The organism is Pontibacillus yanchengensis Y32 (assembly GCF_000770635.1).
In the GTDB taxonomy this organism is placed as follows: Bacteria; Bacillota; Bacilli; order Bacillales; family BH030062; genus Pontibacillus; species Pontibacillus yanchengensis.
The window spans coordinates 36159-58393 of the sequence record NZ_AVBF01000022.1; the positions used below are offsets into that span (position 1 = coordinate 36159).

Annotated in this window: 23 protein-coding genes; 7 read left to right on the forward strand and 16 right to left on the reverse strand. The window is 37.9% G+C overall.

Features of this window, described 5'->3' with window-relative positions; genetic code table 11:
* Positions 1-55 precede the first annotated feature (55 nt).
* The gene (locus N782_RS09690) at positions 56-913 is read left to right on the forward strand and encodes a MurR/RpiR family transcriptional regulator (RefSeq protein WP_036818992.1); all 858 of its coding nucleotides are present in this window, start codon (positions 56-58) and stop codon (positions 911-913) included.
* A 26-nt stretch (positions 914-939) separates the two neighbouring features.
* Positions 940-2436, forward strand: a complete 1497-nt coding sequence (locus N782_RS09695; protein WP_036818994.1) for a gluconokinase — start codon at positions 940-942, stop codon at positions 2434-2436.
* A gap of 117 nt (positions 2437-2553) precedes the next feature.
* Here N782_RS09695 and N782_RS09700 read toward each other — a convergent pair whose 3' ends face one another.
* Complete coding sequence (locus tag N782_RS09700; protein ID WP_036818995.1) at positions 2554-3420, reverse strand: SDR family oxidoreductase; 867 nt, start codon at positions 3418-3420, stop codon at positions 2554-2556.
* Positions 3421-3676: 256 nt separating this feature from the next.
* Between N782_RS09700 and N782_RS20695 the strand changes: the two genes are divergently transcribed.
* Positions 3677-5179 carry a diguanylate cyclase gene (locus N782_RS20695; RefSeq protein WP_052111272.1) on the forward strand — a complete coding sequence of 501 codons (1503 nt, stop codon included), beginning with the start codon at positions 3677-3679 and terminating at the stop codon, positions 5177-5179.
* 126 nt (positions 5180-5305) lie between these two features.
* Here N782_RS20695 and N782_RS21965 read toward each other — a convergent pair whose 3' ends face one another.
* On the reverse strand, positions 5306-5794 hold the full coding sequence (locus tag N782_RS21965; RefSeq protein ID WP_052111273.1) for a glycine zipper domain-containing protein: 489 nt from the start codon (positions 5792-5794) through the stop codon (positions 5306-5308).
* A 585-nt stretch (positions 5795-6379) separates the two neighbouring features.
* On the opposite strand from N782_RS21965, the gene N782_RS09715 reads away from it, so the two are divergent.
* Positions 6380-7414 (forward strand): LacI family DNA-binding transcriptional regulator, encoded by a 1035-nt coding sequence (locus N782_RS09715; protein ID WP_036818997.1) that lies wholly within the window; start codon positions 6380-6382, stop codon positions 7412-7414.
* Between the two features lie 178 nt (positions 7415-7592).
* Here the strand turns inward: N782_RS09715 and N782_RS09720 are convergent, their stop codons facing one another.
* The 11 genes from N782_RS09720 to N782_RS09770 form a co-directional block, all read right to left on the reverse strand.
* Complete coding sequence (locus N782_RS09720; protein WP_036818999.1) at positions 7593-8936, reverse strand: GH1 family beta-glucosidase; 1344 nt, start codon at positions 8934-8936, stop codon at positions 7593-7595.
* A gap of 83 nt (positions 8937-9019) precedes the next feature.
* Positions 9020-9859, reverse strand: coding sequence for a carbohydrate ABC transporter permease (locus N782_RS09725; RefSeq protein WP_036819002.1), 840 nt, complete (start codon positions 9857-9859; stop codon positions 9020-9022).
* Positions 9846-10808 carry a carbohydrate ABC transporter permease gene (locus N782_RS09730; RefSeq protein ID WP_036819005.1) on the reverse strand — a complete coding sequence of 321 codons (963 nt, stop codon included), beginning with the start codon at positions 10806-10808 and terminating at the stop codon, positions 9846-9848. Before N782_RS09730 ends, N782_RS09725 begins: the two co-directional genes overlap by 14 nt.
* 61 nt (positions 10809-10869) lie before the next feature.
* Entirely contained in the window at positions 10870-12159 is a 1290-nt protein-coding gene (locus N782_RS09735) for an ABC transporter substrate-binding protein (RefSeq protein ID WP_036819007.1), read from the reverse strand.
* A gap of 292 nt (positions 12160-12451) precedes the next feature.
* Positions 12452-12670 (reverse strand): hypothetical protein, encoded by a 219-nt coding sequence (locus N782_RS09740; protein WP_237582635.1) that lies wholly within the window; start codon positions 12668-12670, stop codon positions 12452-12454.
* 35 nt (positions 12671-12705) lie between these two features.
* A complete protein-coding gene (locus tag N782_RS09745; RefSeq protein WP_036819010.1) occupies positions 12706-12969 on the reverse strand; it encodes a hypothetical protein in 264 nt (87 codons plus the stop codon).
* 36 nt (positions 12970-13005) lie between these two features.
* Positions 13006-13686 carry an LppM family (lipo)protein gene (locus N782_RS20700; RefSeq protein WP_052111274.1) on the reverse strand — a complete coding sequence of 227 codons (681 nt, stop codon included), beginning with the start codon at positions 13684-13686 and terminating at the stop codon, positions 13006-13008.
* A gap of 73 nt (positions 13687-13759) precedes the next feature.
* On the reverse strand, positions 13760-13942 hold the full coding sequence (locus tag N782_RS09755; protein WP_036819012.1) for a hypothetical protein: 183 nt from the start codon (positions 13940-13942) through the stop codon (positions 13760-13762).
* A 16-nt stretch (positions 13943-13958) separates the two neighbouring features.
* Positions 13959-14723, reverse strand: a complete 765-nt coding sequence (locus N782_RS09760) for a C39 family peptidase (protein WP_036819014.1) — start codon at positions 14721-14723, stop codon at positions 13959-13961.
* Positions 14724-14819: 96 nt separating this feature from the next.
* Positions 14820-15302, reverse strand: coding sequence for a hypothetical protein (locus N782_RS09765; protein ID WP_036819017.1), 483 nt, complete (start codon positions 15300-15302; stop codon positions 14820-14822).
* Positions 15303-15443: 141 nt separating this feature from the next.
* Positions 15444-16244 (reverse strand): LysM peptidoglycan-binding and 3D domain-containing protein, encoded by an 801-nt coding sequence (locus tag N782_RS09770; protein ID WP_036819018.1) that lies wholly within the window; start codon positions 16242-16244, stop codon positions 15444-15446.
* Between the two features lie 584 nt (positions 16245-16828).
* Here N782_RS09770 and N782_RS09775 point away from each other — a divergent pair.
* The gene (locus tag N782_RS09775; protein ID WP_036819020.1) at positions 16829-17401 is read left to right on the forward strand and encodes a hypothetical protein; all 573 of its coding nucleotides are present in this window, start codon (positions 16829-16831) and stop codon (positions 17399-17401) included.
* 151 nt (positions 17402-17552) lie between these two features.
* On the opposite strand, the gene N782_RS09780 is transcribed toward N782_RS09775, so the two are convergent.
* On the reverse strand, positions 17553-19139 hold the full coding sequence (locus N782_RS09780) for a flotillin family protein (protein WP_036819023.1): 1587 nt from the start codon (positions 19137-19139) through the stop codon (positions 17553-17555).
* Between the two features lie 197 nt (positions 19140-19336).
* A complete protein-coding gene (locus N782_RS09785; protein WP_036819026.1) occupies positions 19337-20095 on the reverse strand; it encodes a GTP pyrophosphokinase in 759 nt (252 codons plus the stop codon).
* A gap of 205 nt (positions 20096-20300) precedes the next feature.
* On the opposite strand from N782_RS09785, the gene N782_RS09790 reads away from it, so the two are divergent.
* Positions 20301-20549, forward strand: a complete 249-nt coding sequence (locus N782_RS09790) for a YuzF family protein (RefSeq protein ID WP_237582636.1) — start codon at positions 20301-20303, stop codon at positions 20547-20549.
* Positions 20550-20635: 86 nt separating this feature from the next.
* Here N782_RS09790 and N782_RS09795 read toward each other — a convergent pair whose 3' ends face one another.
* Entirely contained in the window at positions 20636-21700 is a 1065-nt protein-coding gene (locus tag N782_RS09795; protein WP_036819028.1) for an acyl-CoA dehydrogenase family protein, read from the reverse strand.
* Between the two features lie 135 nt (positions 21701-21835).
* Between N782_RS09795 and N782_RS09800 the strand changes: the two genes are divergently transcribed.
* On the forward strand, positions 21836-22162 hold the full coding sequence (locus N782_RS09800) for a hypothetical protein (RefSeq protein WP_036819030.1): 327 nt from the start codon (positions 21836-21838) through the stop codon (positions 22160-22162).
* Positions 22163-22235 lie beyond the last annotated feature (73 nt).

A 22235-nucleotide genomic window follows, 5' to 3' on the forward strand; every position in this document is an offset into this window, starting at 1 on the left:
TATGTTATCGTTTACACTATTTGTATAAGATTTTTAATGTAAATGAGGGAGTATAATGGAGGAAACTGCATCTAAGCACGTATTGCATCGTATCCAAACAATCTACAGTCAATTTAGTGAAAAAGAAAAGCTCATAGCAGATTATATATTGAAAGATCCGCAGCACATCATTCACTCTACTATCAACCAGGTATCAGAGGATTTAATGGTCGCAGATGCAACCGTTTTCAGATTTTGTAAGCGGTTAGGATTTAAAGGATATCAAGCGATGAAAATTGCCTTAGCATCAGAAATCGTAAATCCAATTCAGGATATTCATGAAACCATATCTGAAGAAGATTCCGAGATCGACATTACCTATAAAGTATTTAACGCCAACATTAATGCACTCGAGCAATCGAAAGAAATCCAAGATCAAAGTATGATGAAAGAGATTATAGAAGTTCTTTCAAATGCACGTTCCTTGAATTTCTTTGGTTCAGGAGGGTCCGGAATTGTAGCAGAGGATGCTCAGCATAAATTTATAAGAACCGGTATCCCAGCCCATGCCTATAGTGAATCCCACCTTCAAGTAATGGTGGCGTCTCAATTAACGAAAGATGACGTAGCGATTCTCATTTCTCACTCTGGCTCTAATAAGGATATTATTGATGTTTTAGATATAGTGAAACAAAATGGTGTTCCTACAATAGCCATCACAAACCTTGCAAAATCAGTCTTATCTAAAAATGTGGACTATGCTCTTTATACTGCAGCAAAGGAAACAGAATATCGTTCTGAGGCACTCGCTTCAAGGATCGCCGAACTTACTATAATTGATGCTTTATATGTAAACTACTGCATCAAGCACAAAGAGCAAACACAAGAAGCAACACAAAAAATGCGTGAAGCAATATCTATGAAACGTATCTAAATTTAATAGGAAAGGAAACATTCCATATGACACTATATACAATCGGTCTAGATATAGGCACTACTAGTACAAAAGCAGTCGTATTCCAATATGATGGCAATGTTGTTTCTGAATATGAGGTTGGATATGAATTAGATCAAACACACCCAGGCTTTGCCGAACAAGATGCGAATGAAATCTATGAAGCAGCCACAAGTGCAATCAGGAATGCCATTCAGCAAGAAGATGTGCCGGAGGAATCGATTTCAGCTGTTGGTATGTCAGCAGCGATGCACTCCTTGATATGTGTGGATGATAAAGGACGAGCTCTCTCCCCTTCCATCACATGGGCAGATCGTCGAAGTGTTGAGGAAGCAAAGCAATTACAGAAAGAAGAACGGGACATCTATTTACGAACTGGTACACCGCTCCATCCTATGTCTCCTTTTGCGAAGTTGCTTTGGATGAAACAAAATGATTATGAACCTTATCATCAAGCATCTAAGTTTGTATCTATTAAAGAATATTTAATTTATCGTTGGTTCGGGGAATTTGTTGTAGACTATTCTGTTGCTGCGTCCTCTGGTTTTTACGATATTCACAAGCAAGAATGGGATGAACATGCACTTGAATTAGCTGGCATAACAACGACCCAACTATCTCATATCGTTCCAGAAACGTATCAATTAAAAGGCTTATCTGATGAGGCAGCTGAAAAAATGGGACTACTATCCACCACTCCATTTATTGCAGGGGGAAGTGATGGACCTCTAGCGAACCTCGGTATTGGAGCAATTGAGCCAGGTGAAACAGCGATTACGATTGGCACAAGCGGCGCCATCCGCCAGTTCACAGCTAAGCCCTCTGTCGATGATAGGCAGGAAGTGTTTTGCTATAGTTTTTCAGAAGATCTATGGATCACCGGAGGACCTACAAATAATGGAGGGATTGTCCTAAATTGGTTAAAAGACCTGTTTTCCAATGAAGGATATGTACTTTCCTTTGATCAGCTTAACCATCTTGCAGCTGAAGCACCAGCCGGAAGCGATGGACTACTTTTCCTTCCACATCTTAACGGAGAACGCGCCCCATTCTGGGATGCAAATGCCAAGGCAAACTACATTGGCCTTCGCTCTACTCACGAAAAGAAACATATGATTCGAGCCGGGATGGAAGGCGTTATATATAGTATCTATCACATTGCACATGTTCTTGAACGACTAGGTAATCACCATGAAACCCTTTATGCAAGCGGCGGTTTTGCCCGTAGCCCACTCTGGTTGCAAATGCTCTCCGACGTGTTCGGCAAACCCGTTCATGTGCCCAAAAGTCACCAAAGCTCAGCTTGGGGTGCAGCCTGGACAGCTTTGTATAGTATCGGAGAAGTTGATTCATTGGAAAGCATCAAATCGTCCATCCCGATGCAAACAAGCGTACAACCAGACATGAGCCAACACGAAATCTATCAGCAAATGTTTGCAGTTTATCAAACTATTTATCCTGCGTTGAAGGAACATATTCATCAATTACAAAAGATAAAATAGTAAAAAGAGGCTTTCCTTATTTTTAGGGAAGCCTCTTTTTATATCAAATGAAATAGATTTTCGTAAATTAGAAGCACAGTCCTATAACACCAATTGTTTCGTGTTATCTTTTTTCTACTATCTACTAAATCGTTCCTTATAATCCCGTGCAAATTGCTCAAATGTGTATGGGGATTTTCCTGTAATGTCAGTAACCGTATTTGTAATAGCTGCACTATAGCCTAATCGGTTTAACTGGTATAATTCAAGTCTTGCATCCACGATACTCTCATGTAATCCCTCTTCAATCAACATCTGTCGGGACTCTTCTTCTGTTATTCCGCAATACGTTATCTCTTTCCCTAATACATTTGTTAAAGTAGACGCTACCTGTGCACATGAAATCGCTTCTGGGCCAGTAAGTTCATAAGCTTGTCCATCATGTCCTTTTTCGGTAAGAACATGATAGGCGACGCTTGCAATATCACGCGCATCAATATAGGAAACCCGTCCCTCTCCAAGTGGAAGGTAAAACGAACTGTGGTCCCCAATGGTACCACTATTGAAATTCACAAAGTTTTGCATAAAGGAATTTGGACGTAAAAACGTATAGTGCAGACCTGTTTTCATCATCTCCCTTTCTATAGATCTGTGCCACCTCGCCAATTGAATTGCTTCATACTGTGCTCCACTACCCGATATTTTTACAAGGTGCTCCACACCAGCTTCTTCCGCGGCTTTTATGACATTCATAGATAATGGAATGAAATTAGATACAAATGGGACGGCAAAAAACACTTTCTCCACTAAGTTCATGGCGTTCATTAATGAAAAAAAGTTACGTAGATCAGCTTGAATTGTCTCTACACCTAAAGCACGCAGGTCTTCCACATTCGTTGAGGATCTTACAGCAGCTTTCACATCATAGCCATTCTCAGAAAGCATTTTGGTTAATGGCATACCAACATTACCAGTGGCTCCAATAACTAAAATTGATTTTGCCATCACTATCCCTTCTCTCATTTAATGTCTTACTACTTTTATTATCTACTAATTTGTTTTAATACGGAAGCCAAAAACTATATGGTATTTTATTCCTATTATTTTTCAAGCACTGAAATAACACTTACACCTCTATTTATGTAGGTTTTCTTCATCTCTTTATATTGTTTAATGTGCTAAATTTATTAATCTACCATGCTACAGTATCAAAATAATGGTATGATATACCTATATAATGTAAAAGGGGGGGGGAGCGAATATGTATGTTGACTTATTTAACAACTTAGCCATTACAGTTGCACTACTTTTCATAGCAGGAAAATTCTTTGAAAACAAACCTCTTGATCGAACCTCCCCTTTATCTACAAGGGTATATGCTGGGATTGGCTCTGGGATTCTCGGTTCGTTATTAATGTTCAGTACAATAGAAGTCACGGATACAGTAATCTTAGACCTAAGACATTTAGCCGTCATTATTGCGGCTATCTTTGGTGGACCAATTTCCGCCATTCTTTCAGGAATTATTATCGGATTAGTCCGTTTTACGTTGTATGGTATTAGTGAGACATCTCTAATCGTAGGTTCTGTTGTTGTTGTAGTAAGCCTGGTGTTAGGGGGAATAGCTAATACTTCTCTGGCTAAAGTAAAAAAATATATCATTATGAATGGGATTTTCATCATTGTAAATTCTATGATGATTCTCTTATTGGTAGAAGATTTACTAATAGCTGAAGTGGCGTTAGCATACCATATTCCTTTTTCCATAACAGGAGGATTTCTGACGTATTACATGGCAGAATTCATTAAAAAGTCGAACGAAAACAATCGAACGATTCAATATTATAAACTGATTGCTGAAAACTCAACAGATGTTGTATCCACACACAATAAGGTCGGAACTATTAAATACATCTCTCCTTCCTGTCAAAGCATTTTAGGCTATGCTCCTTCAGAACTCATAGGAAATAACGTATTTCACTATATTCATCCAGAAGACTTACAAGAAGAACAACCCCCATATGTGTCTAAATCAACATCAAGCCAAACCCTGGAGTTTCGCTTTTTAAAGAAAGATGGAAACTATGTATGGCTTGAGACAACCTTCAATCGTATGAAGGGGCTTTCTCATAATGACGATTTTATTTATTCATCCAGAGAGGTATCGGAAAGAAAACATATGGAGAAGGAAATAACAGACATGAATCACAAGCTTCAGAAGCTATCAAACCTTGATGGATTAACGGGTATTCCTAACAGGAGAAATCTAGATTATTCACTGGAAAAAGCTTGGTACGATGCGATTAATAATCAGACGACCCTTTCATTTATCTTGTTTGATATAGATAAATTCAAAACCTATAACGACACATACGGCCATCATCAAGGAGATGCTTGCCTTAAGGAAGTTGCGGATATTATAAATAATACCGTCAGGGAACAAGATTTGTTCGCGAGATATGGTGGAGAAGAATTCGCAGTTATACTTCCTGAAACGAATAAGGAAGAAGCTAGTTTGTTAGGTGAAGCCATTCGTAAAGATATTTTTAATGAAAGCATCCCTAATATCGACTCTGAAGTTACCCCGATTCTTACAGTAAGTGTCGGCGTCACAACCATTAAGCCAAGCTATGATTCTGACCATACAATGCTGATTGTTAATGCTGACAAAGCACTCTATCAAGCGAAGGAAGATGGACGCAATAAAGTTTCCTTCTATAACAAGGATTATGATTATAGAACAAAATCGCAAGCGCCCTGCTAGCGACGTATATGCTGCGGCCCACACGACGAGGCAACTTCACTTTTTTAGTTATACACAAGCATTGAATTTTATAATTGTACTCTATACAATCAAAAAGCCTTAACATTTAGTTAAGGTTTTTTGTTATCAATCTTTTGCACTAGTAAAAATTTGGATTACGTTACCTTTCTTTTTAGCATCTTCATCTAATCCAGCACCTATGGCAATTCCAAGCATAAACCCTATTGGTAAGCCTAGCGCTAGTTGGTCGAATAAGAGGGAACCGAAAACCAACCCTAAACCAGTACCTATAGAAATAAACACACTCATGTAATAACCTTTTGTTACTAATTTATGTTCTTTTTGCATATGAGAAACGATATTACCTACAAAGGATCTGTGTTCTTTCACATTAGGCTCCTTCCCATGTTCGACCTTCTCATATAAATCATGTAAATGACTTTCTAACTCTAGTAAGTAGTCACCGCATGCCTTGCAATTACTAGAATAGGTAGATGCTCTATGTATGATTCGCTGACATCTCTCTAATTCAAGTTTTGAAGTATCTTCCTCATCTAGTTTTTCTTTAATGTTTACAAGAAGTTCTTCCAGTTTTTCAGCATGATTCAATTGCAAATTATTCTCCCCCACTCCTGTGATATAAAAAATAAACCATACAAATTATGCCATATTTCTTCCTATAGAAATATTCAAATCTGTGTGATTTTCCATATTTTATATCGAGTATCCTTTACACCTCTTCTCTACAATACCTAATCTGAATACACTTCGTTTTTATTTTGAATACTTCACCAATTAATTGTTATTATTTACCGAATTGGTGTTTTACTTTTCGTATTTTTGTGGGTATTATTTGCTTTTCATTGTTAGGAGTAGGACATTTTTTACGTCGCATTGCTAGAATGGAAGAACTTATTGAAGAATTAGAAAAGAGGAATCAACCCTAGTGATAATAGAATAAGGCGAAACTATACTTGCATTAGAAACCTTGCCATAGAAGCTTCTATTCTCTAAAATTTATATGATTTTTATTAAGAACGAGGCAGATCAAGAAATCTATTCTAAAAAAGTACTCTCTCCTAGATTATCTCTTCATAAGAAGGGAATATAATACTCTAAGATTTTCTTCTTGCAATCTAAGTGGGTTGATATTATGATAAGAACGAAAGCGCTTTCGATGCTGAGAGGGTGTAACTATTTATGGTAACTATTTATGATATTGCAAAAGAAACAGGGTACTCTGTAACAACTGTTTCTAAAGCATTGAACAACTATTCAGATGTTAGCTCTAAAACAAAACGAGCTATTTTAGATGCAGTGGAAGAAATGGGGTACTTGCCTAATTCCCACGCAAGAACATTAACCACCAAAAAATCCTGGACAATTGGCGTTATATTCATTGAATCTCTTGGTGTTGGTATGAAGCACCCATTCTTTAATGCAGTCATTGAAAGCTTCCGAAAGAATGTAGAGGTTCTTGGATATGATCTTCTTTTTGCATCACGGATGATTAATAATCAACAAAAAAGCTACTTAGAGCAATTTAAATATCGCGGTGTAGATGGTGTCGTCGTGGTTTGCTCTCTTTTTGATGATGTACAAGTAAAGGAACTAATGGATTCGTCCATTCCTACAGTTGTTATTGACCTACATAGTAAAGAATCTGCGGTTGTTAATTCAGATAACTTTGCCGGAAGCTACAAAGCCGTGGAGTATTTATATTCATTAGGTCACCAATCAATAGCCCATATAGCTGGTCATGCAACAACATTTGCAGGACAAGAACGACGAAACGGATTTATGACTTCCATGAAAACGATGGGCTTGGATATACCTGACGAATATGTTGTGAATGGGGATTACTTTTCAAGAGAAGGTGGCTACAAAGCCATGAAACAGCTACTCTCCCTCCCCAATCCTCCTACTGCTATCTTCACAGCAGCAGATAGCCTAGCCATCGGTGCAATGGAAGCAATAAAAGATGCAGGATATCAAGTACCAGATGATTTTTCAGTGATTGGATTTGATGATATTGAGTTAGCCCAGTTCATTAACCCACCACTTACGACGGTACGCCAGGATACAGAGCTAATTGGAGAAGAGTCAGCTGACCTACTAATTAAGCAAATCAACTCACAACAAAAAATTGCTCAAAGTGTCGTTGTACCTGTAGACCTTGTCATTCGAGATTCATGCAAGGCGTTGGTTAAAGAAGAAAGCTCAAAACCATCTTAATTAAGAATAACATGGAGCACTATAGTCGCCACCGTCCTTCTTAAGAAAATTCTTGTTTTAGGCATGACATTTATTATGAGTTTTATTTGTGCACGAGTGACTGTGTTTGAAGCTAAGACATATAAAGACTAACTAAAAAAAAGCTGCATCCTAGGGGATACAGCTTTTTTTCGTCATATTAAATTTCAAACCAATTGTTATGAACTGTTTGCTTATACCAATAAAAGCTTTCTTTCTTCGTTCTTTCAAATGTACGATAGTTTACGTGAATAATGCCAAATCGCTTACTATAGCCTTCTGCCCATTCAAAATTATCTAGCAAGGACCAAAGGATATAACCTTTAATTGGAACACCTGATTTAATAGCACGATGAAGAGCTGTTAAGTGTTGTTTTAAATAATCAATTCGTTCTTGATCATTTACAATACCATCTTTCACCTCATGGTTATAACAAGCACCATTCTCCGTAATATAGATTGGGATATCCCCATAAAGCTCTTGAAGATGGGTCAATACTTTGTAGAATCCATCAGCATAGACAGGCCAACCGATATCCGTTTTATCATAATCAACCCAAATCGGTTCGATATCAAACATCCCGTTTCCTTCTTTATACCGAGCTACATGCCCTGAATAATAGTTAATCCCCATAAAATCAATAGGTTGTGAGATGATGTCCATGTCCCCTTCTTCCACTTTCAAATAACCATTATGCTTTGCAAAAATATCTTGAAGTAGCTGAGGATACTCCCCCTTGAAGACAGGATCCATAAACCACTGAACTTTCCATTGCATCTCTCGTTCACAAGCATCCTTATCTTCCTGAGCAGGACTATAAGGTTCGAGCCAATCAACATTCGGTGCATACCCAATTTCACCATCTGGTACAATGTCACGAAACGCTTGGACCGATTTTCCATGAGCTAACAAAAGATGGTGGGAAACATCAATTGCTGCTTGAAGGTCCTGTTTTCCAGGAGCATGCATTCCTATATAATTTGATAAAAAGGAAGCGCACCATGGTTCATTGATCGTAATCCACTTTTTCACTACGTCTCCAAACTCACGGAACATAGCTGAAGCGTACTCTTGGAAAGCATCTACTGTATTACGATTTTCCCAGCCACCGTTTTCTTGCAAGGATTGAGGTAAATCCCAATGATATAGTGTAATAATAGGCTCAATACCATTATCCACTAATTCTTGGATTAAATTACGATAATAGCCTACTCCCTCTGGATTCAAATCACCTGTTGCGCCAGGCATGACACGAGGCCAGGAGATTGAAAATCTATATACATCTACACCTAACTCTTTTAAATATTGAACGTCTTCTTTATAACGGTGATAACTGTCACAAGCTTCATCTCCATTATCCCCGTTTTTCACATTACCCGGAGTATGTGAAAAGGTATCCCAAATCGAAGGGGCTCTACCGTCCTTATTAGCTGCTCCTTCGATTTGATAAGCTGCTGTTGCAGCACCCCATTTCAAGTCCTGTGGAAATTCTATTGTAGTCATATGTCTACCTCCGTAATGTTCTAGTATTGTACAGTATTCATTTTTGTTTTTACGTCGGAATGAACTCGTATGTGTAGCGTTAATTATTTCACTGATCCTTCTGTAATACTTGAGATAAATAGTCTGTTAAACATTAAGAAAATCAAGATTAACGGTACTGTGGCCCAGAATACGCCAGATAAAAGCATTCCAAAATCAACGTTATACGCGTTGTTTAGTGAAGCAAGTGCAACCTGTAACGTGTAAGATTCTGGACTACGAAGAACAGTGAACTGCCATAAGAATTCTCCCCATACAAGCGTAAAGACGATAATTCCGAGTGTTGCAAAAGCTGGCTTTATTATTGGAAGAACGATACTTCGATAGATTCTAAAATTAGAACAACCATCTAATTTTGCCGCTTCAATTAGTTCATCTGGAACGGATTGAGTAACATATTGACGCATCAAGAATATGCCTAGAGGATTTAATAAATACAGAATTCCAGCTCCGAACAATGTATCTAACCATCCTAGTTTAGACACGAGATAATATTGCGGAATAAGTCCCAATTGTGGAGGGACTACCATCGTTAGCAAGATCAACACAAAGAAAATATTTTTTCCTGGGAAGTTAAATTTAGAAAATGCAAAACCAGCCAACGAACTAATGATTAACACAACGACCGTAACGCTCGTACATAGAACAATGGTATTCCACATTGCTTGAAAGAATGGGATGGAATCTAAAACCATCTGAAAATTTTCTACCAATTTTGTACCAGGTATGATAGCTGGAGGGATGGAATTATATGCTTCACTTGGTCTTGTTGCCATTACAAACATCCAGTAAAAAGGAAACAATGATAAAAGAGAAGCGATGATTAACACCACATAAACCGGTAAAACTCCAACTGAAAACTTCTTCTTATTATCTTTTCGCATTTTTCACCCTCCCTTTCTTAAGCTTCTTACCTGATGTTAACCAAGTATTGATTGATGCTACTACTACGATAATAATCAGCAATAGAACAGCTGTTGCTGATGCTGTACCAAATGAATTCAGATTAAAGGCATCTCTGTATAAATACATAACGACTGTCATCGCTTCATCTCTTGTGAAGGCTGAGGATCCTAAGAATACAGTCGGTTCAGCAAATAGTTGCATTGCACCAACAGTAGACATGAACACAGTTAAGAGAATGAAAGGCTTTAATAGCGGTATGGTAATATGAAAGAATTGCTGAACCTTATTTGCTCCATCAATAGTCGCTGCTTCATACAAGTCTTTAGGAATACTCTGAAGACCAGCTAAGTAGATGATGGTATTGTAGCCAACCCAACGCCAGAAAACCATGAGTGAGATTGCGATTTTGGCGCCCCATTCCGATGTTTTCCAATTGACGGGATCGATTCCAAACCAACCAATCACATAGTTTGCTAGTGCTGATTCATTGTTACTGAAGAAAACTCCGAATACGAGTGCAACCGCAACCATTGATGTAATATATGGCATGAAGATTGTAACTCGGAAGAAGTTTGTAAATTTAATGACCGCCATATTTAAAAAGTATGCTAAGACAATTCCTACAATCAACTGAGGGGCGGTACCCATAAGTCCCATAATGACTGTGTTATACAAGGACTTCCAAAATAGTGGATCCTGTAAGACTAAGGTGAAGTTTTGAAGGCCAACAAATTCCATGTCTCCAAAACCACTCCACTTATTAAAGGCTAGCACGATACTAAATAAGGCAGGATATAAGCCAATAACACCAAAGATGATGAAGAATGGCGCTATGTATAAATAGCCTGATAACATATCCTTTTTACGTTCAGATAATTTTCGCTTTTTTGGAGCTGTGGATTCTTGTTTATTTCGGGTTAGTTCCATTCTCTGAACCTCCTATCAATAAGGGCTAGATAGTGAAGACCATCCAGCCCTTGATATAACACTATCTCTTCAGTACATCTTTGATTCGTTTTACAGCTGCATCCCATTCTTCTTCAGGATCCGCGCCTTGTGCAACATTTTGAAGAGCTGTTAACACTTCATTATTTACTGTTACATATTTTGGACCTTTATACACTGCTGGTATATCTTGAGCTGCCTCGGCAAATACTTCAGCGGTATTCTGACCTCCAAAATATTCATCTGAATTCTGTTTGAATTCTTCCATTTCATATACAGAAGGTGCTGATGGGAACAAGCCACTTTCGGCAAATGATTTCATTTGGTTTTCCGGTTTAACTAGCCATTTAGCAAACTTGTACACTTCTTCACCATGTTTCGTTTCCTTAGGGATAGTAAGATAAGAACCTCCCCAGTTACCTTTGAACTGGTCAGGTAGTTGGGTTACACGCCAGTCACCTTTTGCTTCAGGTGCGTTTTCTGTCATGTATCCTTTTAACCAAGCCGGAGCCATTTCTACAGCAAATTCACCTTTATTTAATGCCGTTGCCCATTCTGGTGTCCACATTTCATAGGAACCAACATATCCTTTTTCTTTTAGTTCAACAGCAAAATCATAAGCGTCTTTTACTTTGTTATCCTCGTTTTCGATTAATAGTTCACCATCACGATTGAAATAACTTTGCTTCAATGCATCCATATTTGCACGGAATGCCATTTCCATACTATCTACCATTGGCTTTCCTGTAGCTTCTAGAACCTTAGAAGCAGCATCCTTAAATTCTTCAGGGTTAGAAATCATATCACTAACTTCTTTAGGTTCTGTCGGTAATCCAGCATTCTCAAATACTTTTGTATGATAGTACATCGCTTTCGGTCCGATATCAGTAGGCAATCCAAATAAGAAGTCTCCTGAACCATCCTCAGCCATCTGCCATTTCCAATCTAAGTACTTGTCCTGTATATCACCTGCACCTAATTCATATAAATTCATAAAACGACTTTTCGCTTCACGGAAACGATCTAATTGGTCAACTTCAATCATAGTCAAATCCGGTGCACCTGTTCCAGAAGAGATCGCAGTGAACAAGCTATTGTGGTGATCACCTAACTCAGACTTACGAACATTAATGGTAACGTTCGGATTCTCTTCTTGGTACTGTTCAGCTAGAGACTCATAATTTGTTGCTCCAAATACCCAAAAATCCAACTCAATTTTCTCGTTTCCTCCGTCACCTTCGTCACTAGCAGATCCTTCCTGATCACTACTACACCCAAACAGAAGTACACTAGAACTCAAAAGCAAAACGATCAATAAATAAAATTTCTTCATTCTTTGTCCTCCCCCAAATATTAAATAGTCATAATTCCAATAATCTAAGGCTCCACTTTTACGAAACCGGTTTCTACTTTCTTCAAAAAAAAGAAACTTTTAACTTTCTTTCGTTTATTTTTAAGTTTCGAAACCGGTTTCTTTTTTTAACTTAACTTGATTATATGATGTAATGTATCCGTTTTCAATAGTTTTTTGAAAAAAAAGAAACCGATTTCGATATTGAACTTATAGTGAAAAGAGTCAAGAAGTCCATAAAGACTGTCTATACAGGGATTCTCCTTTCTTTTAGCTAAGAGCAACAAATAACAGCATCTTGAAAATCCTTTTCTTGAATGAACACACTTCCGTTTTTATCCAGTTTATATGCGATACCAGCTTTCCTTAGTCTTTCTTTTGCAGCTTGGATTAATTCTTCATTTTGGGCAGAAGCATCAAACCATATCTTATAAGTTGTTGAAGAAGGAGTAGCGCAACCAACTAACGCAAGTATTAACACCAACATTATCATCAGAACTATTTTTTTCAACTTGACCTTCTCCTCCTTCAATACTCGCTTTTCCAATAATTTTTATATTTCTTTTCTGAAATAATCCATGATAATCCACCATATACGGAACCAAAAGTAATAGCCGAAATCAGAGTTGGGATTACTGGAAAGTTGTTATTAAACAACACATCTAGTATATAGGTGATAATAAAGTACCCCGCACTTCCTAATACGATTCCATATAGAAAGAAGTAGTTAACAACTCCCTTCTTTCTTATTTTCTCCCATTGTCTTAAATGTCTTTCATAATAGTTGTACATGGTGATACCTCGCTAAATAATATCTTACTAATTATATTAAGAACGTCTCTTCCGTCTTACCAACCATATCGCTAAACCAAGTATCACTATTAAACCTACACCTACCATAGCAATATTCTTGATATTTGGAACAGTTGCTTTGAAATAGATTGGTGTCGCTTCTGTTAGAGATATGTCCCATGTTAGTGTATTCCCATCTTTTTTCGTTGCGTTATGTTCCTCTATTACATCCATAGGTAATGTTAATTTAAACTCTAGATCAAATTGATTTAATACCGTATTCATTAAATCAATAGGCAAACTGCTATCAATGTCTTCAAGCATAGATTCATACGACTTCGCTAAGTTCACTTCTCCATCAACAGTATATGTAGTTGTAAAGAATTGATCTTTCTCCTCTAATGAAATAAATTCATTTTCACTATTAGAATGGTTTTGCAGCTCCTCGGCGGTTAATGATTGCTCAGCATGATAATGCAACCCTTCATCTGATGGTTGCTTTTCAAATGAAAACCCTTGTTCTTGAAAAGCTTCTTTCATACGATTTTCCATACTTTCATTAATAACCATTTGTGCTTGCTGAGGAAGAATAAAGTCCACATTTACATCCATCGAACCATCTTTATTTACATACACATGCGCTGTACCATCTGCACAACCCGTTAGTATAGCGACTAGTGAAAAAGCAAGCAACAAAGCTAGCACTTTTCGTTTCATCATACCCCTCCCTTGTGTGTAAAATCGAAACATAGTAAAAGCGACCATGAAGTATTAGGCCGCTTTCCAACAATTATGTGTTTTGTTGATTGTTTTGAATATATCGAATTAGGATTGTTGTTCCTGAAATGTTCGCAATAACACTAACAACTAGTAATATAATCCATCCAAAGATTGGAAGGCTTTGTGTAAGTAATATCATTAAAAAAACAATACCAATGATTACAAATAATAATCCCAATACCATCTTGTTCATTCTCTACTACTCCTCATTACTGATCAACACTAGCCAATGCAATCGCTTGATTGCCGAACTCTTCCCAAGCTGTTTTGAAATTTTCAATATCAATGGGACGGTTCTTCGTTGGGTGTAACGGATCATTGATAAAAACAGAGTGCTTATTAAAACCGGTTACGAGAACGGAATGAATTTTTCTTGAAACTTGGATCGTACCATTTTTGGTTTCCCAGGTTTCCCAGGTTTCTTCCGGTACTTCATCATACGTGCTGGCCAAAATGACAAGTACAGGAGATTCATTAGATAAAGATTCTTTTATTTCATCTAGATTGCTTCCGGTTAGATTCTTGACTTGATTTGGCATGTATTGATTTGCAAGTTCTTCTAACGGTTCATGATATACAGATAAACCAGGCTCATCATATGTGTACATGTTACCGACAAATCCTTCGTTAGGATTCCCATACAACCCATTCTCTTGATAAGGCACCTTTTTCACTTCCTTTGCAAGCGTCATTTTATCGACATCGACGCCTGCATGTTGAAGCATCATAGATAAAGAGGTTACCTCGCACCCTCTTGGTAATTCTGGCAGCTGTTGAATATGAGGGGCATCGATTAACACAGCTGATGAGTTATTTCGACTTGTTTCAACTGTAGTATGTTCAGCATCAGGGGAACTTTTCATTGTTACTAGATCTTCAGAGCCAACTTCCCCATCAAGCATCTCTCCATCTACTAATGTAAAAAGCAACACTCCCACAATTAGAAGAATTGCAACTATTCCAGTTGTTTTCATTCGACTTCAACCTAACTCCCTTTAAAATACTTCATCCAAAAGTTACCACATGACAAAGAAAGGTTATGTCGTAATTTGTCGATATACTTAAATTTTTCAGTTTGTCTCCTCTAGTAAACTAGCTAGTACGGTAAGGATTTCTTTCTTTTCTACATCCTTACCCGAATAATGTAGGTTCATCCATGAAACGGCTGGTATGACAATTACAAAACACGTTGCAATTAGAGTGATCATCCACACAGGATAAAGGGTAGGATTTTTCATTACTCCACCTAGTAACAAAAGCAAGATAGATGCGATGACCCCATTCACAAAAGGTGAAGGGAATGGAACCTTCTTCACCTCATCTAACCTTAGGATGAAACTGTGTATTTTCACGCGTAGTAGTCGTCTTTCTTTGCGTGTTAGTTGATGAAATTTTTGATCAATATGTGGTATATCGGTGAATGATATCTTTTCATACGATTTAGGGCTGGTGGAAGTTTCATATAGGTAGGATTGCATTTTGATTAGAAAGATGTTCAATTCGCTTTCATCTAGCAAATTGATTATTTGTCTACTTAGCTTACCATCCATCATACCATCCCTCCTTATTTGTACTATATTAGGAGTAGATATGAAATATAATAGATTTTTTCTAATGAGTTTTAACCTTATAAGAGGATGGTATACGAAAAAAAAGACGATTTCTTGATAGAAATCGCCTCTAGTAAATGGTGTTTATTCATATACAGTTACTTCTACATTTTTGCGTCCAAATGCTAGTGCATCAGATTGGTTTGGAATGAATACGTCGATACGGTTACCTTGGATTGCGCCACCGATGTCACCAGCGATTGCTTTACCGTATCCTTCTACATACACTTCAGAACCTAATGGGATTACATCAGGGTCTACAGCAATCACTTTACGATTAGGATTTGCACGCAAGTCAATGCCTGTACTTGTTACACCTGAACATCCTGAGCAATAAGCAGTATAAGCTGTAGCTTCTACGTTAATTGTTTTAGCTACGTTATTGTCTTCTTGTTGTTCTGCACTACTGTTGTTATTAATTGTTTTTGTTTCTGTTTGATTACTAGATGTGTTGCTTTCTACTTGCTCAACCTCTGCTGAAGCTGAACCATTTACTGCTAGTTCTTGTCCAACAACTATTGTGTTTGAGCTTAAGTTGTTCCACGCTTTAAGGGAACCTACACTTACGCCATTTGCATTAGCAATACTCCATAACGTATCTCCGGATTGAACAGTGTGAGTTCCGTTTGTTGATGTTGTTGTTGTTGTTGCTTCACTTGTAGTATTTTCTTCTCTATTGTTTACAGTCAATGTTTGACTTGGATAAATTGTATTTGATGAAAGACCATTTATGTCTTTTATATCATTTACGGAAACTCCATAATCCTGAGAGATTCCCCATAACGTATCACCTTTGTCTACTACAACATCCTCAGCGCTTGCTGTTACTGTAGTTCCTACCGAAATCGTTGCGACTGCTGCTACTGAAAGAATTGTTTTTTTCATGGTGTTCAGCCTCCTTGGCGAATTGATTACTCAAGAATTTGGATTTTTTAATGAGCTCTCTGTTAATTTCACATTGACCACTTTAACACTCACAGCTAATACTTCAATAACAATGAGTAAACATTTGTATTTCATTCGTTACATTGTTTTTACGTTATTGTAATATAATTCCCTTATAGGAAAGGAATTCTCCTTTAAAAGTCAAATACTCCCCCTTCTAAACCCCTCAATCACGCACCAAATTAGTAACTTCCTAATTTATAGAAATATTTCTACATATTAGCAGAAAGCATATACACTCTTATTTCGTGAGCAAAATATTTGCAACCAAAAATATTGCCTTGCGCATATACCCGCTCCCCCACATCCGGTGCCAACATCCGGTGCCAGACCCCCACCTCTGTACAGCTTTACCATATTATCAGAATGGGGGTCTGGCACCCTCTAGTGATTATCTACTACATAATTAAAAGATTCCTATGAAGAATCTACTATTATTATAAAAAAAGTGAGAAAAGCGTTTTATTTATCCGAATTTTGGAAATACATACCATGAATCATAATTTAGGAGGGTGTATAAAAAAGTGGAAATACGTGATTTGCTTGATGAAAAGAAGGCTGTCTTTGAATTGGAAAACAGTATTGAGCAAAACACCCAAGAAGTATTTGACATGATGAAAGACTATGTAAGCCAAGTGTTTTTAGAGCAAGAAGATGTCATTCTGTCGATGGAAGAGAAACACATCACCGTTGCTGCCTACAACAGTTTATTTGGTATTAGTAAGTATGATGACGTGTCTGTACTTCGAGATCCTGAATTAATAACAGAAGCAGGTATGGAAGCCTTAAATGAAACAACCAATTGGAAAAAAATCGCCCTACATGAAAGCCGTAACTCTTTTATCACTGGGTTGATTGTATTTTACTCCCAGCACAATTCACTCAACATTCAACAAGAAATTGGTCGCTTATACGTTAACAAAGACCAAAAAGCTATCTTTAAAGGTCTTGTTGGTGGAATGAGAATCGAAATCATGGACGCTGAAATGATTCCAACCCAATTACCTGAGATTATCCAATCTTGTATTGAAGATGCGTTTTTTGAAGGTTGTACCTATTGGGATGAAGAGGAAGAGTATGAGCTAGTAAGAGTTTAATAGAATAATATGAAAAGCTCTAGCATAGTCGCTAGAGCTTTTTTGTGCTTAATATAAGGTGCCGAGATTTAAGGTGCCAGTCCCCCACTGCTGTAGTGTGCTACTACACAAAAAAACCCACATCCTAAAGGATGTGGGGATTCACTTACGTTTATGAGTTTGCTTGATCATCTGATTGCTGGTTAGTCTGTTTTTCTTTTGACTCCTCTTCAGATGTCTGCTCTTGCTCTTCTTCAGGTTGAGCTTCTTGCTCATATTCAGCTGTACTGTTTTGTTGATTTTCATTCGTCTGAGCATAGTCTGTCTCTGTTGTCGCGGATGTCTCTTGGTATTGCTTTTCTGTATCTAGGGAGAAGTTATTTACGTTCCCACGAGATACATAGCTTTCAATCAATGCCTTAAGATCCATACCTGTTGTTTCTTTAAGGGATTCCTGAATGCCTAGCATAGTAGAAGTAACGCTGTTTGCGACTTTTGCGGAACCGCCTTTAGAATCTGAGCCACCCATATCAATAACCTTCATATCTTTAATTTGAGAAATAGGTGCAGATACTTTCTCGGCATAGTCAGGCAATACGTTGATAAGCATTTCCATAATTGCTGCTTCCCCGTAGTTCTCCATCGCTTTGGCCATGCGTTCTTTGGATTCCGCTTCTGCAATACCACGCTGACGGATAACTTCTGCTTCTGATTCACCTTTAATACGCTCTTGATCCGCTTCAGCCTGTGCCTTCTTCGTTGTTTCATAGGCTTGAGCGTCAGCAATGGAGCGACGACGTTTATTTTCTTCTTCTTCTAGTTCAACTGCACGCTGCTTTTCGATATATTGAACTTTAAGTTCTTCTTCCTTAATCTGCTGATTAAGCTTTTGACGTTCAATTTCGCCAGCCTGCTCTGCATTTGCATTAGCACGGTTTGTTTCTTTTTGGAATTCTGCTTCTTTAATGTCTTTCTCTTTACGAGATTCCGCCACTTCTGTCTGACGACGGTTTTCCTCGTTTTGAGCTTCCTGATCGTTCTTCGCCTGATAGATGCGCGTTTCCTTCTTCGCATCTGACTCAGCCTTATCAGCGTTTTTCTGAACCTCTGCAATATGCGGACGACCAAGGGCATCTATGTAGCCATTTTCTTCGTCCACGTCCTCCACATCATTCAAGGCAAAAGAGGTTATTTCAAAACCCATGCCTTTCAAATCAGCTTCGGCAATATTTTTTACCTGAGTGTTTACTTCTTTAAAGTCGTTGTACACTTTCTCGATTGGAAGTGACGCAATGATGGAACGTAAATGACCATTCAACACATCTTTTAACTCTGATTCACGTTCCTTTTGTGCTTTTCCTAGAAATTTCTCCGCAAAGTTTGCCATAATCTCCAGGTCACTACCGATACTGATTACAGCTGTACTTGCCACTCGGACAGGAATACCTTCCTTCGTGTAAGCTTTCTCAGAATTGACCTGTAGCTGGAATGATGTCAGGTCAATTGGTGTTGCCGTCTGGAACATACGCAGACGATAACCGCCACCTCGAATAATTTTCATGGAACGTCCATTTTCATCCTCAAAAACGTTGTTCTCTGTTTCCGGATCTCCAAGCTTTGGTCCTGTTACGATAAGTGCTTCGTTGGAACTTGCTGTCTTGTAGCGAATGCGGAATATAATAAATGTCGCAATTCCCCCAATAACAAGTAAAGCTCCTAGAATAGATAAAATAATGACAACTGCTGCTCCCTCTAGCATAAAAAGCCTCCCTATATAATTTCCGAACTTCATCCATTTTCTCACAATTGGTAATGATATGGAAGATATGGATGATTACACTATTATGTACCGAAAAAGGGTAGCTGAACGTTTCAGATTTCTCAAAAAAAAATAATCAGGTGCCTGACCCCCACCGCTTTAATGCGTTACTCTGGCGGGGGTCAGGCACCTGAAATTTATTCATTTGATTCATCTGGATTTACCATTGATAGTAATAAATCCATCGGAATTTTAAAGTTATCCTTGCTAATTAACATATTCTTTAGATCCTCTTCGTCATCATCATAATCTCGCTTAAGGTCTCCGATTTCCTTGTGCAGCGCTTCCATTTTACGGTCTAATTCTGCAGCCGATTCTGCCGCTTCTTTTAAGTCGTCTAATAAACGTTTAGGAATTTCATATTCATATTTGTAGTAGATTTTGTGTTCTAAACTAGCCCAAAAGTCCATTGCTATCGTACGAATCTGAACTTCTACATATACCTTTTCTTCCCGATCAGACATAAATACCGGCACGGTAAGAATTAGGTGTAAGCTCTGATACCCATTCGGCTTAGGATATTCGATATAATCCTTCGAATCGATTACATCGATATCCTTTTGACCTTCAATCATATCTCGCAGTCGATAGATATCTGAAATAAACGAACACGATATCCTTACACCAGCTATATCTGTAATGTGTTCCTTAATACTATCTAAAGAAAGTTCAATACCTTTGCGCTTTGCTTTTTTGAAGATGCTTTCCGGGGATTTCACTCGTGAGTTGATTTGTTCGATGGGGTTGTAATCATGGATATATTGAAACTCCTGTTTCAGAATATCCACCTTCGTCGTAATTTGATCCACTGCAAATTTATAAGACATCATAAACCGTGTCATTTCTTGTTTTACATATTTGAGTTGAGCTCTATCCAATTGATTCGGATCATCCATAGCTTCTTACTCCTTCATAACAATTTTCTAACTAAGACACAGGCTACACGAGTAACCCTTTTCTTAAATCTTATCATACAAAATAGCATGTTGTTTATTATCTCGATGTAGCGATGCGACTTTTATTGTAAAGCAATGTTCCGCCCAAACAAAAAATAGTCATTCATCATAGAGTATAAAGACTTTAAAATGGGAGGTAATTTCTATGTATTACCCTTATCAAGATCAACGTGTACACCAGCAAATGAATACCCAATACATGACATTAGTGGACCCTTATGTTGTCCAAACGTTACAATCCGTAGTCGGCAACGTCTTAATCGTAGAAACAACCAAAGACACTATTCGTGGCAAACTTATAGAAGTAAAACCTGATCATATTGTTCTTACTGCAGGTGACTCCACCTTTTTTGTACGCATCCAGCAAATTGTCACAATCATGCCAGATAGATAAAAAATGCCAGAGAAAAGTGCCAGACCCCCACTGCTTTAACGCAACACCGCAGTGGGGGTCTGGCACCTTTTTTGGCAACTTTTTTGTTATCTAAACGACACAATTAATCCATGTTGGCAAGCTGTTTGTAAATCTCGCCACGTTTTATTGACCAGATTGTCTTCCAACACAGCTGTAATCCCTAAGTATGGAAAAACAGATTGAGCTGCTCGTAAACTTTCAGATGCTGCATCTTCACAGACAATACTAATCTCCGAGAGTTGTTCATCTGTAAAATGTTCTCCGCTAACATGGGCATTCCATGAATAGTTGACCACTTCATAAAATTGAGTTCGAGCCTTATGTAAGTCTATTTCAGCTTGTTGGATTTTTTCTAAAGTGAATGCGTATTTCTCCCCTTTTTCCCATTCTTGTTTTTGCTTCTCTGCTAGCTTCTTACATTCTTCTAGAAAATGTTGACCAATTCCCAAAGCCACTGCAGCAAACTGCACCTTAGCAAATTGCAAAAAAGGATACGAATAAAACGGCTCATCATAAAGGGTAGCTTCCATACTAAAGAGCAACGCCCTATCCTCTGGAACAAACGCATCCTTTACTCGAATTGTTTGACTGTTTGTTGCTTTCATACCAGTCGCGTTCCAATCACCTAACAACTCAACCTGGTCTCGCTCAAAAACAAAGGTACGCATTTCAGCATCTTTTCCATCCTCATGCTCAATCATCGCGTTCACCGTAAACAATGTAGCGAAAGAAGATCCACTGCAATACTTCCACTCCCCATTCACAACATACCCACCATCTACTGATCTAGCAGTGCCACTAGGATAGCCACTTCCAGAAATAACAGCTTCTCGATCGGAGAACTTTTCACGATACACACGCTCTGGTAATAACTTCGTAATAAAGCCTCCCCCTGAACAAATGCCAATTAACCAACCAAAATTCCCCTCTATAAAAGAGGCTTCTTCATAGATTTCGGTAGCTTTGGGTAATGTGGTCATGTGGCCACCAAATTGTTCCGGTACTAACAGCTTAAACAATCCCTGATCATAAATATATTCCAGGACATCAGGCGCAAGATTTCCCCGGTCTTCCATGGCTAGAGCATCATCTCGAACTCTGTTGCGTATTTCGTCAGAAAAGAATTTCATTTCCTAGCCTCCTTACTTTCCACATTTTTCTTCTAACACTACTATATCAAACTCCACAATAGAATCAGATAATACATTGAAACGTTTCATGTTTCTTTTCGTAAAGACTTATTAAGAAGGAAAGAGGTGCTTCCTGTGTCAAAACCAATCTATTGTGATAAATGTAATCAAGAAATTACAGTTCGAGATGATCTAGTTACTGCCCTAATGGTTGTTGAGGTGGTTCCCTACCATGAAGCTTGTTATGCGAAGGACTTAAAGGGTGCAAAGACATTTTTCTTAGATAACCAGCCCCTTAATGGTTTTTCTGGAAATATAACCTTCATTTTCGCCATTATTATAGGATTACTCTGGCTACTTATAGCCGATGGAGGATCAAAAGCCGCTTCATTGCTAGCACTCATCCCAATAGGATTTAGAATCTACGCTTACCTTACATATGAAAGACACGTAGAGAAATAAATAAAGCACAAAAAAATGGTGCCTGACCCACTAGCCTTGCATGGATGTAAAAATATATAATATATTCAAAATT

Bases quoted from the DNA above. Each gene is read 5' to 3' on its own strand.
- N782_RS09690 (WP_036818992.1), top strand. From the start codon at position 56: ATGGAGGAAACTGCATCTAAGCACGTATTGCATCGTATCCAAACAATC.
- N782_RS09695 (WP_036818994.1), top strand. From the start codon at position 940: ATGACACTATATACAATCGGTCTAGATATAGGCACTACTAGTACAAAA.
- N782_RS09700 (WP_036818995.1), bottom strand. From the start codon at position 3,420: ATGGCAAAATCAATTTTAGTTATTGGAGCCACTGGTAATGTTGGTATG.
- N782_RS20695 (WP_052111272.1), top strand. From the start codon at position 3,677: ATGTATGTTGACTTATTTAACAACTTAGCCATTACAGTTGCACTACTT.
- N782_RS09715 (WP_036818997.1), top strand. From the start codon at position 6,380: ATGGTAACTATTTATGATATTGCAAAAGAAACAGGGTACTCTGTAACA.
- N782_RS09720 (WP_036818999.1), bottom strand. From the start codon at position 8,936: ATGACTACAATAGAATTTCCACAGGACTTGAAATGGGGTGCTGCAACA.
- N782_RS09725 (WP_036819002.1), bottom strand. From the start codon at position 9,859: ATGCGAAAAGATAATAAGAAGAAGTTTTCAGTTGGAGTTTTACCGGTT.
- N782_RS09730 (WP_036819005.1), bottom strand. From the start codon at position 10,808: ATGGAACTAACCCGAAATAAACAAGAATCCACAGCTCCAAAAAAGCGA.
- N782_RS09735 (WP_036819007.1), bottom strand. From the start codon at position 12,159: ATGAAGAAATTTTATTTATTGATCGTTTTGCTTTTGAGTTCTAGTGTA.
- N782_RS09740 (WP_237582635.1), bottom strand. From the start codon at position 12,670: ATGATAATGTTGGTGTTAATACTTGCGTTAGTTGGTTGCGCTACTCCT.
- N782_RS09745 (WP_036819010.1), bottom strand. From the start codon at position 12,969: ATGTACAACTATTATGAAAGACATTTAAGACAATGGGAGAAAATAAGA.
- N782_RS20700 (WP_052111274.1), bottom strand. From the start codon at position 13,686: ATGAAACGAAAAGTGCTAGCTTTGTTGCTTGCTTTTTCACTAGTCGCT.
- N782_RS09755 (WP_036819012.1), bottom strand. From the start codon at position 13,942: ATGAACAAGATGGTATTGGGATTATTATTTGTAATCATTGGTATTGTT.
- N782_RS09760 (WP_036819014.1), bottom strand. From the start codon at position 14,723: ATGAAAACAACTGGAATAGTTGCAATTCTTCTAATTGTGGGAGTGTTG.
- N782_RS09765 (WP_036819017.1), bottom strand. From the start codon at position 15,302: ATGATGGATGGTAAGCTAAGTAGACAAATAATCAATTTGCTAGATGAA.
- N782_RS09770 (WP_036819018.1), bottom strand. From the start codon at position 16,244: ATGAAAAAAACAATTCTTTCAGTAGCAGCAGTCGCAACGATTTCGGTA.
- N782_RS09780 (WP_036819023.1), bottom strand. From the start codon at position 19,139: ATGCTAGAGGGAGCAGCAGTTGTCATTATTTTATCTATTCTAGGAGCT.
- N782_RS09785 (WP_036819026.1), bottom strand. From the start codon at position 20,095: ATGGATGATCCGAATCAATTGGATAGAGCTCAACTCAAATATGTAAAA.
- N782_RS09790 (WP_237582636.1), top strand. From the start codon at position 20,301: ATGTATTACCCTTATCAAGATCAACGTGTACACCAGCAAATGAATACC.
- N782_RS09795 (WP_036819028.1), bottom strand. From the start codon at position 21,700: ATGAAATTCTTTTCTGACGAAATACGCAACAGAGTTCGAGATGATGCT.